The sequence below is a fragment of the Pseudomonas fluorescens genome (assembly GCF_002022275.1).
Lineage (GTDB): Bacteria > Pseudomonadota > Gammaproteobacteria > Pseudomonadales > Pseudomonadaceae > Aquipseudomonas > Aquipseudomonas fluorescens_AJ.
The window spans coordinates 54135-70522 of sequence record NZ_MSDF01000017.1 but is presented as its reverse complement, the minus strand read 5'-3'; the positions used below and the strand labels follow the sequence as shown (position 1 = coordinate 70522).

At 57.4% G+C, this 16388-nt stretch carries 18 protein-coding genes and 1 tRNA gene; 17 read left to right on the top strand and 2 right to left on the bottom strand.

Translation table 11 applies throughout. From position 1 onward, the window contains the following. Positions 1–2 precede the first annotated feature (2 nt). Together prfA and hemA are read right to left on the bottom strand one after the other, a co-directional pair. A complete protein-coding gene (prfA, locus tag BFW87_RS15300) occupies positions 3–1085 on the bottom strand; it encodes a peptide chain release factor 1 (protein WP_078740620.1) in 1083 nt (360 codons plus the stop codon). Further along, complete coding sequence (gene hemA / locus BFW87_RS15295) at positions 1082–2371, bottom strand: glutamyl-tRNA reductase (RefSeq protein ID WP_078740619.1); 1290 nt, start codon at positions 2369–2371, stop codon at positions 1082–1084. The genes prfA and hemA overlap by 4 nt, the downstream gene beginning before the upstream one ends. 183 nt (positions 2372–2554) lie before the next feature. Between hemA and BFW87_RS15290 the strand changes: the two genes are divergently transcribed. The 17 genes from BFW87_RS15290 to sctC all read left to right on the top strand — a co-directional run bounded on the left by BFW87_RS15290 (position 2555) and on the right by sctC (position 16380). Then, positions 2555–4279: a tetratricopeptide repeat protein gene (locus tag BFW87_RS15290; RefSeq protein ID WP_078740618.1), complete on the top strand. Its 1725-nt coding sequence runs from the start codon at positions 2555–2557 to the stop codon at positions 4277–4279. 4 nt (positions 4280–4283) lie between these two features. Continuing rightward, entirely contained in the window at positions 4284–4901 is a 618-nt protein-coding gene (lolB, locus tag BFW87_RS15285; protein WP_078740617.1) for a lipoprotein insertase outer membrane protein LolB, read from the top strand. A 49-nt stretch (positions 4902–4950) separates the two neighbouring features. Continuing rightward, positions 4951–5754, top strand: a complete 804-nt coding sequence (gene ispE, locus BFW87_RS15280; RefSeq protein ID WP_254865898.1) for a 4-(cytidine 5'-diphospho)-2-C-methyl-D-erythritol kinase — start codon at positions 4951–4953, stop codon at positions 5752–5754. 37 nt (positions 5755–5791) lie between these two features. Further along, positions 5792–5866: transfer RNA gene (locus tag BFW87_RS15275), tRNA-Gln, on the top strand. 46 nt (positions 5867–5912) lie between these two features. Continuing rightward, on the top strand, positions 5913–6854 hold the full coding sequence (locus BFW87_RS15270) for a ribose-phosphate pyrophosphokinase (RefSeq protein ID WP_003208392.1): 942 nt from the start codon (positions 5913–5915) through the stop codon (positions 6852–6854). 138 nt (positions 6855–6992) lie between these two features. Then, on the top strand, positions 6993–7592 hold the full coding sequence (locus BFW87_RS15265) for a 50S ribosomal protein L25/general stress protein Ctc (RefSeq protein ID WP_078740615.1): 600 nt from the start codon (positions 6993–6995) through the stop codon (positions 7590–7592). 167 nt (positions 7593–7759) lie between these two features. Further along, the gene (pth, locus tag BFW87_RS15260; protein ID WP_078740614.1) at positions 7760–8344 is read left to right on the top strand and encodes an aminoacyl-tRNA hydrolase; all 585 of its coding nucleotides are present in this window, start codon (positions 7760–7762) and stop codon (positions 8342–8344) included. A gap of 21 nt (positions 8345–8365) precedes the next feature. Then, complete coding sequence (ychF, locus tag BFW87_RS15255; protein ID WP_078740613.1) at positions 8366–9466, top strand: redox-regulated ATPase YchF; 1101 nt, start codon at positions 8366–8368, stop codon at positions 9464–9466. 291 nt (positions 9467–9757) lie between these two features. After that, entirely contained in the window at positions 9758–10708 is a 951-nt protein-coding gene (locus BFW87_RS15250; RefSeq protein WP_078740612.1) for a sigma 54-interacting transcriptional regulator, read from the top strand. Positions 10709–10895: 187 nt separating this feature from the next. Then, complete coding sequence (locus BFW87_RS31990; protein WP_176159755.1) at positions 10896–11105, top strand: hypothetical protein; 210 nt, start codon at positions 10896–10898, stop codon at positions 11103–11105. 57 nt (positions 11106–11162) lie between these two features. Beyond that, complete coding sequence (locus tag BFW87_RS32290; protein ID WP_254865893.1) at positions 11163–11528, top strand: type III secretion protein; 366 nt, start codon at positions 11163–11165, stop codon at positions 11526–11528. Between the two features lie 6 nt (positions 11529–11534). After that, entirely contained in the window at positions 11535–12356 is an 822-nt protein-coding gene (sctJ, locus tag BFW87_RS15235; protein ID WP_078740611.1) for a type III secretion system inner membrane ring lipoprotein SctJ, read from the top strand. Then, complete coding sequence (locus tag BFW87_RS15230) at positions 12349–12924, top strand: hypothetical protein (RefSeq protein ID WP_078740610.1); 576 nt, start codon at positions 12349–12351, stop codon at positions 12922–12924. The genes sctJ and BFW87_RS15230 overlap by 8 nt, the downstream gene beginning before the upstream one ends. A 1-nt stretch (position 12925) precedes the next feature. Further along, on the top strand, positions 12926–13540 hold the full coding sequence (gene sctL / locus BFW87_RS15225; RefSeq protein ID WP_368483947.1) for a type III secretion system stator protein SctL: 615 nt from the start codon (positions 12926–12928) through the stop codon (positions 13538–13540). Between the two features lie 71 nt (positions 13541–13611). Next, positions 13612–13833, top strand: a complete 222-nt coding sequence (locus BFW87_RS15220) for a hypothetical protein (protein ID WP_078740608.1) — start codon at positions 13612–13614, stop codon at positions 13831–13833. 1 nt (position 13834) lies between these two features. Beyond that, positions 13835–14227, top strand: a complete 393-nt coding sequence (locus tag BFW87_RS15215; RefSeq protein ID WP_078740607.1) for a CesT family type III secretion system chaperone — start codon at positions 13835–13837, stop codon at positions 14225–14227. Between the two features lie 14 nt (positions 14228–14241). Then, the gene (sctC, locus tag BFW87_RS15210) at positions 14242–16380 is read left to right on the top strand and encodes a type III secretion system outer membrane ring subunit SctC (protein ID WP_078740606.1); all 2139 of its coding nucleotides are present in this window, start codon (positions 14242–14244) and stop codon (positions 16378–16380) included. Positions 16381–16388 lie beyond the last annotated feature (8 nt).

The window sequence follows — 16388 nt, the reverse complement described above, 5'->3', positions numbered from 1 at the left end:
GTTTATTCACCAATCGCCGCGAGTTGATCGGCCTGGTATTCGGCGAGCAACGGCTCGATCACCGCATCCACGCCGCCGGCGAGAATCTCGTCGAGGGAGTAGAGGGTGAGGTTGACCCGGTGGTCGGTGACCCGGCCCTGGGCAAAGTTGTAAGTACGAATGCGCTCCGAGCGGTCGCCCGAACCCACCAGCAATTTGCGTTCGCTGGCAATCGCGTTGGCGGCGGCGCTGGTCTGCTGATCGTTCAGCTTGGCCGACAGCCAGGACATGGCCCGCGCGCGGTTCTTGTGCTGGGAACGTTCTTCCTGGCACTCCACCACGATGCCGGACGGCAAGTGGGTAATACGAATCGCGGAATCGGTCTTGTTGACGTGCTGACCACCGGCGCCCGACGAGCGGTAGGTATCGACACGCAAGTCTGCCGGGTTGATCTCGATGGCTTCCTGCTCGTCTGGCTCCGGCAACACAGCCACGGTGCACGCGGACGTGTGGATACGGCCCTGGGATTCAGTCGCCGGAACCCGCTGCACGCGGTGCGCGCCGGACTCGAACTTGAGCTTGCCGTAGACATTCTCGCCTTCGACCCGCGCGATGACTTCTTTATAGCCGCCGTGTTCGCCTTCGTTTTCGGAAAGAATCTCGACCCGCCAGCCACGACGCTCGGCGTAACGCGAATACATGCGAAACAGGTCGCCGGAGAAAATCGCCGCCTCGTCGCCGCCGGTGCCGGCACGGATTTCGAGGAACACGTTGCGCCCGTCGTTCGGGTCTTTGGGCAGCAACATGCGCTGCAGGGCACCTTCCAGCTCGATCAGCTTTTCCTTGGCCTCGCGGACTTCTTCCACGGCCATTTCGCGCATGTCCGGGTCGCTGTCCTTGAGCAGCGCCTGGGCACCTTCAAGGTCGGCCTGGGTTTTGAGCCACTGGCTGTAGGTCGTCACAATCGGCTCAACTTCCGCGTATTCCTTGGAATAGGTGCGGAATTTGGTCTGATCGGAGATGACTTCGCCATCGCCGAGCAAGGCGGTCAGTTCTTCGAAACGGTCCTGGAGCACGTCCAGTTTATTGAGCAGTGACGCTTTCATTGCGGTTTTTTATCCGAAGAGCTGTCTGACGCGCCCTCACCGAGGGCAAAGAGTTCCTGGGCCATGGCCAGCGCATCGAGGCGGCCTTCGGCAGTCAATTTTTTAAGCTGCACACTGGGTGCATGGAGCAATTTGTTGGTCAGGCCACGCGCCAACTGCATCAGCACCTCTTCGGCGCTGCTGCCGTTGGCGAGCATCCGCTGGGCCTTGGTCAACTCCTCGTCGCGCAGGCGTTCGCCCTGCTGACGATAGGCCTTGAGCACATCCACCGCCGCCAGCTCACGCAGGCGCACCATGAAGTCTTCAGCGCCGGTGCTGACCATTTCCTCGGCGGCCTGGGCAGCGCCCTGACGACTTTTGAGGTTTTCGGCGACGACTTCGTGCAAATCGTCGACGCTGTAGAGGTAAACGTCGTCCAACTCGCCGACTTCAGGCTCGATATCGCGCGGAACAGCGATATCTACCATGAAAATCGGTTTGTGCTTGCGCAGTTTCAGCGCGCTTTCCACCGCGCCCTTGCCAAGAATAGGCAATTGGCTCGCGGTGGAACTGATCACGATATCGCTGCGCACCAGCTCCGCCGGGATGTCCGACAGCAGCACCGCGTGGGCGCCGAACTGCTCGGCGAGGATGCTCGCGCGCTCCAGTGTACGGTTGGCGACCACAATACGCTTCACGCCCAAGTCGTGCAGATGGCGGGCGACCAGGGTGATGGTCTCCCCGGCGCCAATCAGCAGGGCCTGGCTGCGTTGCAAGTCGCTGAAAATCTGTTTGGCCAGGCTGACGGCAGCAAACGCCACGGACACCGGGTTTTCGCCGATGGCCGTGTCGGTGCGCACCTGTTTGGCGGAATTGAACGTGGCCTGGAACAGCCGACCCAGCAGTGGGCCGACAGTGCCGGCCTCGCGAGCCACGGCGTAGGCGGATTTCATCTGGCCGAGAATCTGCGGCTCGCCCAACACCAGCGAATCGAGGCCTGAGGCGACGCGCATCATGTGACGAACTGCCGCATCCTCTTCATGCACGTAGGCACACGAACGCAGCTCATCGAGGCTCAAATGGTGGAAATCGGCCAGCCAGCGCAGCACCACATCCGCCGAAAGATGTTCCTGCTCTATATAAAGCTCACTGCGATTGCAGGTCGAAAGGATCGCAGCTTCGCGGCTGTCGGTGATCCGGCAGAGCTGCTGCAAGGCCTCAACCAACTGCTCTGGCGTAAACGCAACGCGCTCGCGCACGTCTACGGAAGCAGTCTTGTGGTTAATACCGAGTGCGAGGAAGGCCATTCAATATCGCTGATGATGTCGGGAAGCCGACAATTGTCCTACTTCGAATGATTCAGAACAACCACCGTAGGCTATTGTCCTAATGCCTTGTGCCTATTAAAGGCATCCACTGAGTCTCGGTTATGTTTGGCCGAAGGCTTGTGTCATGATGATCCGACCGCAGGTTAGTCGTCCTCTTCCTATATGAATAGATCTTCCGCGTTGCTCCTCGCTTTTGTCTTCCTCAGCGGCTGCCAGGCCTTGGCCCCCGTGTCGCCGGACGGTACGCCGCCGGTCGAAGACAGCACTCCAGCCCCTGAAAAGCCCAAGGTTTATTCCTCGTTCAGCGAAGAAACGGTCTATAGCCTGTTGACTGCCGAACTGGCGGGCCAGCGCAACCGTTTCGACATTGCGCTGGATAACTACGTGACCCAGGCCATCAATACGCAGGATCCGGGCATTTCGGAGCGGGCGTTTCGCATCGCCGAGTACCTGGGCGCCGACCAGGCTGCGCTGGATACGTCGCTGATCTGGGCGAAAAACGCCCCGGATGATCTGGAAGCGCAACGAGCAGCCGCCGTTCAACTGGCGCGCGCCGGGCGCTATGACGACTCCATGGTGTATATGGAGAAGGTCCTGCAGGGCAAGGGCGACACGCATTTCGACTTCCTCGCGCTGTCGGCTGCCGACACCGACCAGGACACGCGCAACGGTTTGATGAAGAGTTTCGACCGTCTGCTGCAAAAGCACCCTAAGAACAGCCAGCTGATTTTCGGCAAGGCCTTGCTGTTGCAACAGGATGACGAGGCCGACGCGGCACTCAAGCTGCTGGAGCAAAACCCGCCGGAAGACGGTGAGATCGCGCCGATTCTGCTGCGCGCACGCCTGTTGCAGAACCTCAATCGCGGCAAGGAAGCGATTCCGCTGCTGGAAAAGAACATCAAGAAGTACCCGGACGACAAACGTCTGCGCCTGACTTACGCGCGCATGCTGGTTGAGCAGGACCGCATGGAAGACGCCAAAGTGCAGTTCGCCAACCTGGTCCAGCAATACCCGGATGACGATGAATTGCGCTACTCCCTGGCGCTGGTGTGCCTGGAAGCCAAGGCGTGGGACGAGGCGAAGGGCTATCTGGAAGAGCTGATCCAGCGCGAAAGCCATGTGGACTCGGCGCATTTGAACCTCGGCCGTATCGCCGAGGAGCGCAACGACCCGCAAGGTGCCTTGCTCGAATACGCCAAGGTCGGCCCCGGCAATGATTACCTGCCGGCGCAGTTGCGCCAGGCCGACATTCTCATGAGCAACGGCCGCACCGACGAGGCGGAAAAACGCCTGGCTGCGGCGCGTGATGCCGAACCGGACTACGCGATCCAGCTGTACCTGATCCAGGCCGAGACCCTGTCGGCCAACAATCAGGGCGAGCGCGCCTGGAAGTTGCTGCAACAAGCCTTGCTGCAATACCCCGACGACTTGAACCTGCTGTACACCCGCGCCATGCAGGCGGAAAAACGCAATGACCTGGCGCAGATGGAAAAAGACCTGCGCCTGATCATCAAGCGCGACCCGGACAACGCCATGGCGCTGAACGCCCTGGGTTACACCCTGTCTGACCGAACGACGCGTTACGCCGAAGCCAAGGTGCTGATCGAGCAAGCCCACAAGCTGAACCCGGAAGACCCGGCCGTACTCGACAGCCTCGGCTGGGTGAATTACCGCCTGGGCAACCTCGATGAAGCCGAACGCTTGCTGCGCCAGGCGCTGGAGCGCTTCCCCGATCAGGAAGTCGCTGCCCACTTGGGCGAAGTGCTGTGGGCCAATGGCAAGCAGCGTGAAGCGCGACAAATCTGGGAAAAATTCCTCAAGGAACAACCCGAAAGCCCAATTCTGCGCGGCACCATCAAGCGCCTGACCGGATCCGAGACCCTTTAAGCTTATGTTTTTGCGCCATGTCATTGTTTTCAGTTTTATCGCCCTGCTCGCCGGTTGCGCGGGCATAGGCAGCCGTGAATCCGTTGAAGGCCAGGGCAACCCGGCGCAATGGCAACAGCACAAGGACCAGCTCAGCAGCATTGATGGCTGGCAGATCGAAGGCAAGGTCGGGGTTCGCGCGCCGAAAGATTCCGGCAGCGGCACCTTGTTCTGGTTGCAACGCCAGGACTATTACGACATTCGCTTGTCGGGCCCATTGGGTCGCGGCGCGGCACGCCTGACCGGTCGCCCGGGCCAAGTGAGCCTTGAAGTGGCCAATCAGGGCCGCTATGAAGCGGCCTCGCCGGAAGAATTGCTGGAACAGCAAATGGGCTGGAAGCTGCCCGTTTCACATTTGGTCTGGTGGGTGCGCGGTTTGCCCGCGCCGGACAGCAAAAGTCGCCTGAGCCTTAATGGCGACAGCCGCCTGGCCACGCTGGAACAGGACGGCTGGCAGGTCGAATACCTGAGCTACGTGCAGCAAGGCAATTACTGGCTGCCCGAGCGCATCAAGCTGCACGGCACCGACCTGGACGTCACGCTGGTGATCAAGGACTGGCAACCGCGCAAGCTGGGGCAATAACGTGACCGCCACAACGCTGACCCTGCCCTCCCCGGCCAAACTCAATTTGATGCTGCACATTCTGGGTCGCCGTGAAGACGGCTACCACGAGTTGCAGACGCTGTTTCAGTTTCTCGACTACGGCGATGAACTGACCTTCGCCGTACGCGACGATGGTGTGATCAAACTGCACACCGAATTCGAAGGCGTGCCCCACGACAGCAATCTGATTGTGAAGGCGGCGAAAAAACTTCAGGCGCAATCCGGCTGCTCGCTCGGCATCGATATATGGATCGATAAAATCCTGCCTATGGGCGGTGGCATCGGAGGCGGCAGCTCGAATGCTGCGACCACGCTGCTCGGCCTGAATCACTTGTGGCAACTGGGCTGGGACCACGATCGCCTGGCTGCGCTGGGCCTGACGCTGGGCGCCGACGTCCCGGTTTTCGTGCGCGGGCACGCGGCTTTTGCCGAGGGCGTGGGCGAGAAACTCAGCCCCGAATACCCCGAAGAGCCGTGGTATGTCGTGCTTGTTCCGCAAGTATCTGTAAGTACAGCAGAAATTTTTTCAGATCCACTGTTGACACGTAACTCTCCTCCCATTAAAGTGCGCCCCGTTCCCAAGGGAAACAGTCGAAATGACTGCTTACCGGTTGTAGCAAGGCGTTATCCAGAGGTACGTAACGCTTTGAATTTGTTAGGTAAATTTACCGAAGCAAAATTAACCGGAACTGGAAGTTGTGTGTTTGGGGGCTTCCCAAGCAAAGCTGAAGCTGATAAAGTCTCGGCCCTTCTTACAGAGACCCTTACAGGGTTTGTAGCAAAGGGAAGCAACGTTTCGATGTTGCATCGCAAGCTGCAAAGTCTGCTCTAAAAGGAATCGAGTGTTAGGCACTCGTTGCAACAAATACAGGGGCGTCGCCAAGCGGTAAGGCAGCAGGTTTTGATCCTGCCATGCGTTGGTTCGAATCCAGCCGCCCCTGCCATTTTCTAATACTCATCCAGGTTACCCTCAGCCTCTAGGTACTGCGCGTGTCCAAGATGATGGTCTTTACGGGGAACGCTAACCCCGATCTGGCTCGACGTGTCGTACGTCAGCTGCATATCCCTCTCGGTGACATCTCTGTCGGTAAATTCTCCGACGGCGAAATTACAGCCGAGATCAATGAAAACGTCCGCGGTAAAGACGTCTTCATTATTCAGCCGACTTGCGCTCCGACCAACGATAACCTGATGGAACTCGTCGTGATGGCTGATGCCTTCCGCCGCTCCTCAGCGACTCGAATCACAGCTGTAATCCCTTATTTTGGTTATGCCCGTCAGGATCGCCGTCCGCGTTCCGCACGTGTGGCCATCAGCGCGAAAGTCGTTGCTGACATGCTGACCGTGGTAGGCATCGACCGTGTTCTCACGGTTGACCTGCACGCTGACCAAATCCAGGGGTTCTTCGATATTCCGGTAGATAACATCTACGGCTCCCCGGTATTGGTGGATGACATTGAAGACCAGCGCTTTGAAAACCTGATGATCGTGTCCCCGGACATTGGTGGCGTCGTGCGTGCACGGGCTGTTGCCAAATCCCTGGGCGTGGACCTCGGGATCATCGACAAACGCCGTGAGAAAGCCAATCACTCTGAAGTGATGCATATCATCGGTGATGTCGAAGGGCGTACCTGTATTCTGGTTGATGACATGGTCGACACCGCCGGCACCCTGTGCCACGCGGCGAAAGCCCTGAAAGAGCACGGTGCAGCAAAAGTCTTCGCCTACTGCACACACCCTGTGCTGTCGGGCCGAGCGATCGAGAACATCGAGAACTCAATGCTGGACGAACTGGTGGTGACTAACACCATCCCGTTGTCCGCAGCAGCTCAAGCCTGTTCGCGTATCCGTCAACTGGATATCGCACCGGTAGTTGCCGAAGCGGTTCGCCGCATCAGCAACGAAGAATCGATCAGCGCGATGTTCCGTTAAGGGTCAAACCTTCGGTACACCTCACTGACGAAAAGCGCCCCGCCCCAGCATTCTGTTGGGGCGGGGCTTTTTTGCCCATATCGCCTTTAGCGCTGGTCGCAAACGCTAGGGCGAATGTGGTTATTTTGGAGATACAACATGAACGATTTTACTCTGAATGCTGAAGCGCGTTCCGACCTGGGGAAAGGTGCGAGCCGCCGCCTGCGTCGTCTCGCAAGCCTGGTTCCAGCTGTAGTTTACGGTGGCGACAAAGCCCCTGAATCCATCAGCATGCTGGCCAAAGAAATCGCCAAACTGCTCGAAAACGATGCTGCTTACAGCCACGTTATCGAACTGAACGTTGGCGGCACCAAGCAAAACGTGATCATCAAAGCTCTGCAACGCCACCCGGCCAAAGGCCACGTGCTGCACGCTGACTTTATCCGTGTTGTTGCTGGTCAGAAACTGACCGCTATCGTTCCAGTGCACTTCGTTGGCGAAGCTGCTCCGATCAAGAAAGGCGGCGAAATCTCGCACGTTACTTCTGAAATCGAAGTGACCTGCCTGCCGAAAGACCTGCCTGAGTTTATCGAAGTCGACCTGGCTAACGCTGAAATCGGCGACATCATCCACCTGTCCGACCTCAAAGCCCCTAAAGGCGTTGAGTTTGTTGCACTGGCTCACGGTGATGACAAAGCTGTTGCAAACGTACACGCTCCACGCGTTGCACCAGAAGCTGAAGAAGGCGCTGCAGAGTAATTCACTCTGTATTGCCGGAGCTTGAGGAAACATCGCGGACCGGAACGTAGCGAGAAAGCGGGCGATAACGCGACGTTTACTCTTGAGTAAATGAGCTACTGTTGTCCACTTTCGCCGCACCAAGGTCAGGCGATGTTATCCACAACTCCAAAGGAAGGGCCCCTGTCGTGACTGCCATTAAACTGATCGTTGGCCTGGGAAATCCAGGCGCCGAATACGAACAGACCCGGCATAACGCGGGGGCCCTTTTTGTTGAGCGTATCGCCCACGCGCAAGGTGTGAACCTTGTGGCCGATCGCAAATATTTTGGCCTGACCGGGCGCTTCTCGCACCAGGGTCAGGATGTTCGTCTGCTGATTCCCACCACCTACATGAACCGCAGCGGCCAGGCTGTCGCGGCGCTTGCGGGCTTCTTTCGGATCAAACCCGAAGAAATCCTGGTGGCCCATGACGAACTGGACCTGCCACCCGGTGTTGCCAAGCTCAAGCTGGGCGGCGGACATGGTGGGCACAACGGTCTGCGCGACATCATCGCGCAGATGGGTAATCAGAATAATTTCTACCGTCTGCGGCTTGGCATTGGCCACCCGGGCGTTGCCAGTATGGTTTCAAATTTCGTCCTGGGTCGTGCGCCACGCGCCGAACAGGAAAAACTCGATGCCAGCATCGACTTTGCCCTCGGCGTGCTGCCGGATATCTTCGCCGGGGAATGGAACCGCGCGATGAAAAACCTGCACAGCCAGAAGGCCTGACTCTTACCGAGGGGAAACACCATGGGATTCAATTGCGGCATCGTCGGCCTGCCCAACGTCGGCAAATCCACCCTGTTCAACGCCCTGACCAAGTCAGGTATTGCAGCGGAGAACTTCCCCTTCTGCACCATCGAACCGAACACCGGTATCGTGCCGATGCCCGATACACGCCTGGACGCCCTGGCGGCCATCGTGAATCCAAAGCGCATCCTGCCGACCACCATGGAGTTCGTCGACATCGCAGGGCTGGTTGCCGGCGCCTCCAAAGGTGAAGGCCTGGGCAACAAGTTCCTCGCCAACATCCGTGAGACCGATGCCATCGCTCACGTGGTCCGCTGCTTCGAAGACGAAAACGTGATTCACGTCTCCAACAGCGTCGACCCGAAACGCGACATCGAGATCATCGACCTGGAACTGATCTTCGCCGACCTCGACAGCTGCGAGAAGCAACTGCAGAAAGTTGCGCGTAACGCCAAAGGCGGTGACAAGGACGCAGTCGTCCAGAAGGCCTTGCTGGAGCAGTTGATCGCTCACTTCACCCTGGGCAAGCCGGCACGCAGCCTGATGAAGAGCATGAGCGCCGACGAAAAGGCCGTGATCAAGGGCTTCCACCTGCTGACCACCAAGCCGGTGATGTACATCGCCAACGTGGCTGAAGACGGTTTCGAAAACAACCCGCTGCTCGACGTGGTCATGGCCATTGCCGAAGAAGAAGGCGCCATCGTTGTTCCGGTGTGCAACAAGATCGAAGCGGAAATCGCCGAGCTCGAAGACGGCGAAGAAAAAGATATGTTCCTCGAGGCCCTGGGTCTGGAAGAGCCTGGCTTGAACCGTGTGATCCGCGCCGGCTACGAAATGCTGCACCTGCAGACCTACTTCACCGCCGGTGTTGAAGAAGTCCGCGCCTGGACCGTCAAAGTCGGCGCCACCGCGCCACAGGCTGCTGGCGTGATCCACACTGACTTCGAAAAAGGCTTCATCCGCGCTGAAGTCATCGCCTACAACGACTTCATCCAGTACAAGGGCGAAGCCGGTACCAAGGAAGCCGGTAAATGGCGCCTGGAAGGCAAGGAATACATCGTCAAGGATGGCGACGTGATGCACTTCCGCTTTAACGTATAAAGATCCCCTGCGGTAGTTACCGCAAACAAATAGCCGATGCATTGCATCGGCTTTTTTGTGGGCGCTGTTATTGCCTGCAACTAAAAACCGCTGATTAATTCGTAAAACTTTAAGTTTAGTCCTACACAAAAAACCGGAACTTACAGACTTAAACACTTGAACATTCAGACTTATTATAACCTTCAGTAAATACAAGATTTTTCTTACTTAAACAACCGTGACAGCACGGATAAATTACGTTTTACTTCGGCCCCGCAGAATAACGTCCTATTACAGTGAAGTGATTGCACAATGTCGTCCGCCTACCCACAGGAAAGTGAATCAGACGTCCCATTGATTGAAGATATGGAGATTGAAAACACACTCAATTCCACAGCCGCACTCAATGTCGACATCTTGCTTCTGGGGGAAACAGGTACCGGCAAGGACACCTTGGCGCAGCGGATCCATCGCATGTCTGGTCGGCGGGGCAACTTCGTTGCTGTCAACTGTGCCGCCATCCCGGAAAGCCTCGCAGAGAGTCAACTCTTCGGTGTAAACAGCGGCGCGTATACGGGTGCAGTGCAGTCCCGGGCAGGCGTGATCGAAACCGCCCACCTCGGCACGTTGTACCTGGATGAAATCGACAGCATGCCGCTCTCCCTGCAGGCCAAGCTATTGCGAGCACTGGAGGCCCGCGGAGTGGAGCGCCTGGGGTCGACCCGCTTCATAGCGGTTGACATGCGCGTCATCGCATCGGCCCAGCAGTCCCTGCATGACATGGTCGAGCAAGGCACTTTCCGGCGTGACCTGTACTTTCGCTTGAGTGTCGTGAATATAGGATTGCCCGCCCTGCGCCACAGGCGGGAGCGCATCACACCGATGTTCTTGAGCATGGTCCGGCAGGAAGCAGATTACTTCAGGTGCCCTGCACCACATCCGTCCAGTGCCCTGCTGCAAGAATTGCTGTGCCACCCGTGGCAGGGCAATGTCCGCGAACTTCGTTCCAGCGCCAAACGCTTCGTGCTGGGGCTTCCTCCCCTGTCAAAACAGCTGCCTGCGCTTAAACAAGAAGACAAAGGTCTGAAAGAACGTTTGCAAGAAATTGAAAAGTCACTGATTGAAGATTCGCTGCGCCGTCATGACTATAACGTGGACGCAGTAAGCCTTGAGTTGGGCATGGCCAAGCGTACGCTTTATTACCGAATGAAACAGTTAGAAGTACTGCTTGCCGCCTCTCTCAGTGCAAAAGCCCATGAGTGAACGCCTCGATACAATTAGAAACAACGAGATAAGCAGTATCCGGAACTGGTGTCTCTCTAATGACCACGCACTATATGCAAAAAGTTATTTCAGCCTTGAGACGACTTGATGCATGGGTACGCACTGAATACTCGGTACGTACCAGAAAACAATGGTTTCAGATCATCAATTGAAGTGGAGTAAACCTATGTCTGGTGTAAACGGCCTCGGCGGTCTTGGCAATCTCTTTAACTCCCTGGGTTCTGGCTCCTCGGGTTCCGGCGGCTCGGGCGACTCCGTATCACAGCTGCGCGCCATCGGTGAGCAGCAAGTCAAGGACTCTATCGAAACAGCCGAAGTAAAACGCAAAGTAACTTTTGGCCAAGGGCTTAAAGACGCTTACGGTACCGCACGATAACAAGATGGCCTCTTCCATTGTTAATGGAAGAGGCCATTTCCTGTAGAGAGACTCACCATGCAAATAGACCTGCAGAAACAGTCGACATCATTGTCTTCTACGCGTACACCCCATGAAAATGACACCGCCGGGCGGACGGCCGATATAAATTTTTTTGACGCCGCATTGTCCACTGGCAATACGTCTAAAACCGCTTCAAATCAAGAAAACCTGTCAAACCTTTTAACGATGGCCTCAGAGCAACTGGATTTATCGAAGAAACGCATGGCTAAAAGCATGCGGGCGTTAAGTACAGGGAAAGATGAGAAGGCCAAAGGCGACTATCCGCTGATGGTGTCCAACGCTCTGTTGACGACTCAGGTCCTGGTAAAAAGCTGTGGCTCAGTGATTCAGTGTGTTGAAAAGATATCCAACCTGCAGTAGGTAACCATGACTCGTCCCCTGTTCAGCGCCTTTCTCTTATTGTTGGTAAGTCTATTGACCGGCTGCGGCGATAGCGTCGAACTTCATCGTCAGCTCTCGGAGCAAGAGGCCAATGAAATCATCGCAGAACTGGCGGACAAGCATATCCGTGCGCAAAAAGTGCCTGCCAAGGATGGAGTTATTGTGCGCGTCGAGGCTGCCGATATCGGCGGCGCAGTGCGTATATTGGATGCTGTAGGGCTACCCAAGCCCAAACGCGCCACCATGGGAGATACCTTTCGAAAGGAGGGTGTGATTTCGACGCCTCTCGAGGAACGAGCCCGTTATATTTACGCCCTGTCTCAAGAGCTTGAAGCCACCCTGTCCAACATAGACGGCGTCATTGTCGCCCGCGTGCACGTCGTGCTGCCTGAGCGCATAGCCCCTGGCGAGCCCGTACAACCTGCATCTGCATCCGTATTTATCAAACACGACCCGCGTCTTGAGCCGGACAACATTCGTGGCCGCGTACGCAGAATGGTGGCCAGCAGTATTCCAGGCATGGCGACGGCAGTAGACAACTCACAAAAGCTGACCGTGGTATTTGTGCCTGCGACGGCGCTCCAGGAACAGCAACGCCTGATCCACTTCGGGCCGTTCCTGATGCCGGAGAACCAGTTCGGCTTTTGGCGTAACGCCGCACTGTTGTTGTTACTCGCTTTAGTTGCGGGTGTGGCTGCCGGCGCAGTGATCTGGCAAAAACGCAAACAGCGACTGTCGCGCGAAGAGGACGGTGCCCAACCCTCTGCGCCCGTCTCGGCCTCTGCACCCCCGTCGCTTTATGACTGACGCTTTGGCGTGGGCTCAATGGTGGGCTTTTCCCTGGCGCACTGCACACGCAGATTGGGGAAACTTCTCACACGAGGCGCTTTATCGCAGTTGCCACGTTGCGGCCAGTGCAACGCTTGGCATATCACCTTGCCTGGCTCCGCCGCTCAGTATCACAGTGCTGCGGCTGACCCAGGTATCAGAGCAAACACTTGTCCGGGCACTGGCGCTGGTTGACCACATAAGCCACAGCACAGCTGCAAGCTTTCTGCCCGAAGGCGAGCAACTCTGGTGCAGGCGCTTTTCAAAAGCGCTTCCCCCCAACACGCTGCCGCTTGATGACGATGCCGCGTTGCAGCTATTGCGCCTATGGGTCGAGCCCGCGATTTGGCAACGCCTGAGGTTGCGTTTTGCGCGCCAGAGGGTGCTTGAACTGGAAAAGAACGAACGTTTTTTCCAGGACACGCGCAGCCGACTCGACACGCTCTGGCAAGCGGTGGTGTGGCGTATCACGACACTGCCAGGAAGCGACGCCCCCACTGATTCAAACAGGTTGGATACAAACGATGTTATGCCACCGAACACTTGAATTGCACACCCCGCCATCCTCGGTGCCACCCACCCTTATTCCTCGCCAGATGCTCGAAGAGAGTGACCAGGCCACCTCGTTGTTGAATCGCGCAAAGGCCCAGGCCGAAGAATTTTTGCGCCAGGCCGAGCAGCAGCGCGAAGCCCTGCTTGAAGAGGCCAGCGTAGAGTTCTGGCGACGTGCCGAGGCTCAACTCGACCGTTGGGAAGGTGAGCGCAGAGCGATGAGCAACGCACTGGAACAGTACGCGACCACCGTCACAAACACTGTGATCCGTTACCTGCTCGACGAGGTGCCCAACCCGCAACGACTGACAGTCATGCTCAAACAGCTGTTGGCGAGTCAACTGCCACCCGTTGAAGCGACGCTGCTCTGCCATCCCGATGAGCTGAACGCCCTGGAATCACTCCTCGCGCCCCCACACGCCACCTTGTGGACGCTTCGCGGTGACGAAACGATCCAGCCCCAGACACTGGTGCTGAAAACCGATGAGGGCGATTTTCGTATCGATTGGGCCTCAATGTTCAGCTTATTGCTGGCACAGCAGAAAAATACTGCGCCCGAGACCACATCCGACCCGGACGTTTATGAATGGCAAGCCCCTCAAAATAGTTGAACAACAGAAACACTCTGGAACTAATAAACCTTCACTGACCACCCAGCTCAAACACAGCCGGAGTAACTGTAATGACTGAATATGCCACGTTGAGAAAACAGATTGTGGGCGATGTAAAAATCAATAAAAACCAGTATGACTCGATGTTAAACGACCCTGAAATAGCTTCAGGTGACATACGCTCTTTTTATGAGTCTTACTATAAATTGCACAACGCCCACAATGCGCTGTTTGAGCATGACCGCGCCAACCATCTTATTATAAAAACGGCCATCGATAGTTTGCGAGGCTGATGTGAGCGAGCTGGTTATTCGTTGGGCGCAAGGCACGCAAGTAGAGCTCACGTTGTATGAAGGCAACAACAAGATCTCATTGCAACGTCATACCGACGTACTTCTGCTCAGCGCCCAATTGACTGCACAGCCGCCCAGCCCTTCACAGTTGCACACCTGGATGCGCCTGGGGTGCAGCAGCCTGAACCATTTCAAGGGAGCGCTCGCCATTGCACCGGAGGGTGGTGCGCTCTGGCTGCTGCAAACCCTGCCGTCAGGGTGCAGCCATGAACAGTTACTCGAAGACCTGGAGGCACTGCTCAACCAACGCGACACCTGGCGAGCCGTCACCGCACGCCTGACAAGACCTGCCCATACATCCGTTCCCAGGCTCCTGAGCCCGCAGCCGTACTAATCCGAGAAAACGCTATGTATAACGAGAACCACAAGCCCCCTCGCTTGCGCACGGGCTCGCCTGCTGGCATCCACCGCCGAACCGGCTGGCGATCCCTGCTGATGCTGCCTTGCCTGTTTATTCCATGGGAAAGTCCCAAGGCCGCCATTCCCTCCGAATGGAAGCACACCGCCTACGCCTATGAAGCCCAGTACAAGCCGCTGCGAGAAGTACTGGAAGATTTTGCCCAGACCTTTGGCATCCAGCTTCAAATTGAAGGCCTGCTGGAGGGCGTCGTGAATGGCAAAATACGCGCGAACACCCCGCAGTCAATGCTCGACAGGCTGGGCGTCGAACACCGCTTCCAGTGGTATTTGTACAACAACACGCTGTATATCAGCACCCTGGACCAGCAGGAGTCGGCACGCCTGGAGGTCTCCTCCGAGACCATCTCCGACCTCAAGCAAGCCCTGACTGATATCGGCCTGCTCGACAGCCGTTTCGGCTGGGGCGAATTGCCTGAAGACGGCGTCGTGCTGGTCTCAGGCCCCAAGCGCTATATCGAACAGATCAAGCAGTTCAGCAGCCAGCGCCGTACACCGGATGAAAAGCAGAACGTATTGACCTTCCCGCTGAAATTCGCCAACGCGGCCGACCGCGTCGTGGATTACCGCGGCGAAAAGCTGACCATCCCCGGCATTGCCAGCATGTTGCGTGGGCTGCTGGAGCCACGTACGGCCTCCGAGCCCTCAGGCACAAACCGATCTCCCGGTGCGCAATCACCCAACGCCATGGCTACGCCAAACCTTGCGCGGCTGGGCAACCCGCTGCTGGACCAGATGATGGGGGCTTCAGGCAACTCAGGGCAGTTGGCAACCGGTGCCACACTGACCCCGCGCGCATCGGTGGGAACCAGTCGAATCAGGGTTGAGGCGGATGTACGCAATAACGCCATTCTGATTTACGACCTGCCCGAGCGCCAAACGATGTACCGCGAGCTGATCACTCAACTCGACGTGGCACGCAAGCTTGTGGAGATCGACGCAATCATCCTCGACATCGAACGCACACAGTTGAACGAGTTCGGGGTCACCTGGGGTTTTCAAAACAGCCGTTTCCGCGGTGCCAGCGTCGCTCCCGGCGCCACATCACAGTTGCTCATTGCCAACCGCGACGGTTTCATCGCGGCCGTACGCGCCCTGGAAGCCCGGGGCCTGGCGACGCTGGTCTCCAACCCGTCGGTGCTCACCCTCGAAAACCAACCGGCCGTTATCGACTTCAACCGCACCCGCTATCTGGAGGCCGGCACAGAGAACGCGACCATCTTGCCTGTCACCGTCGGTACCAGCTTTCAAGTGGTGCCCAGGGTCATTACCAGCCGCGGCAGCCACCAGATCAATCTGGTGGTGGACATCGAGGACGGCAATTTTGACGACGCCACTCCCTCATTCCGCGACCTGGATGTGCGCCGGGGCAAGGTCAGCACCCAAGCGGTGATGGCGGAAAAGCGCTCATTGGTGGTGGGTGGGTTCCACGTAACGAACAACACCGACAAGCAAACCAAGGTGCCACTGCTGGGGGACATTCCATTGCTGGGCAAGGCGCTGTTCTCCACGGCTGAACGACAGAACAGCCGGCGTGAACGCTTGTTCATCATTACGCCACGCGTCATCGGCGATCAGTCCGACCCTTCGCGTTATTTGCCTCAGGACGATCAGGCTGAATTGCAGGCGGCCCTCAAACCCCTGGCTCGCCGCCTGGCCCCTCACCAGCCGGAAATCAAACGCAGTGACATCACCGGCACGCTGGCGCGTCTTGTCAGCGGGCAAGTACCGGATGGCTTCAAGGCCGGGCCGATGCCCTTGGCGTTGAACACCTTGTGCACCACGCGCGACGTGCTGGCACTCAACACCGAACGCAGCCAATGGTACGAAGGCTCACAGTTCAACGTGGCGGTCGTGGTGCTGCGTAACCAGATCAAACGTAATGTTCGCATCGATGAGAAGGAGTGCAGCAACTCGCAGACCCTGGCCGTCAGCGTCTGGCCACGCGCCTGGCTCAAACCGGGTGAAGAGGCCGAAGTCTTCATCGTTATGCGTCCCGTCGTGAAAGATGAACACATCGGCGTCACGCGCCCCTCCCTCCTCACCCCAATCGAGAAAACCACCCCATGAAAGCGTTG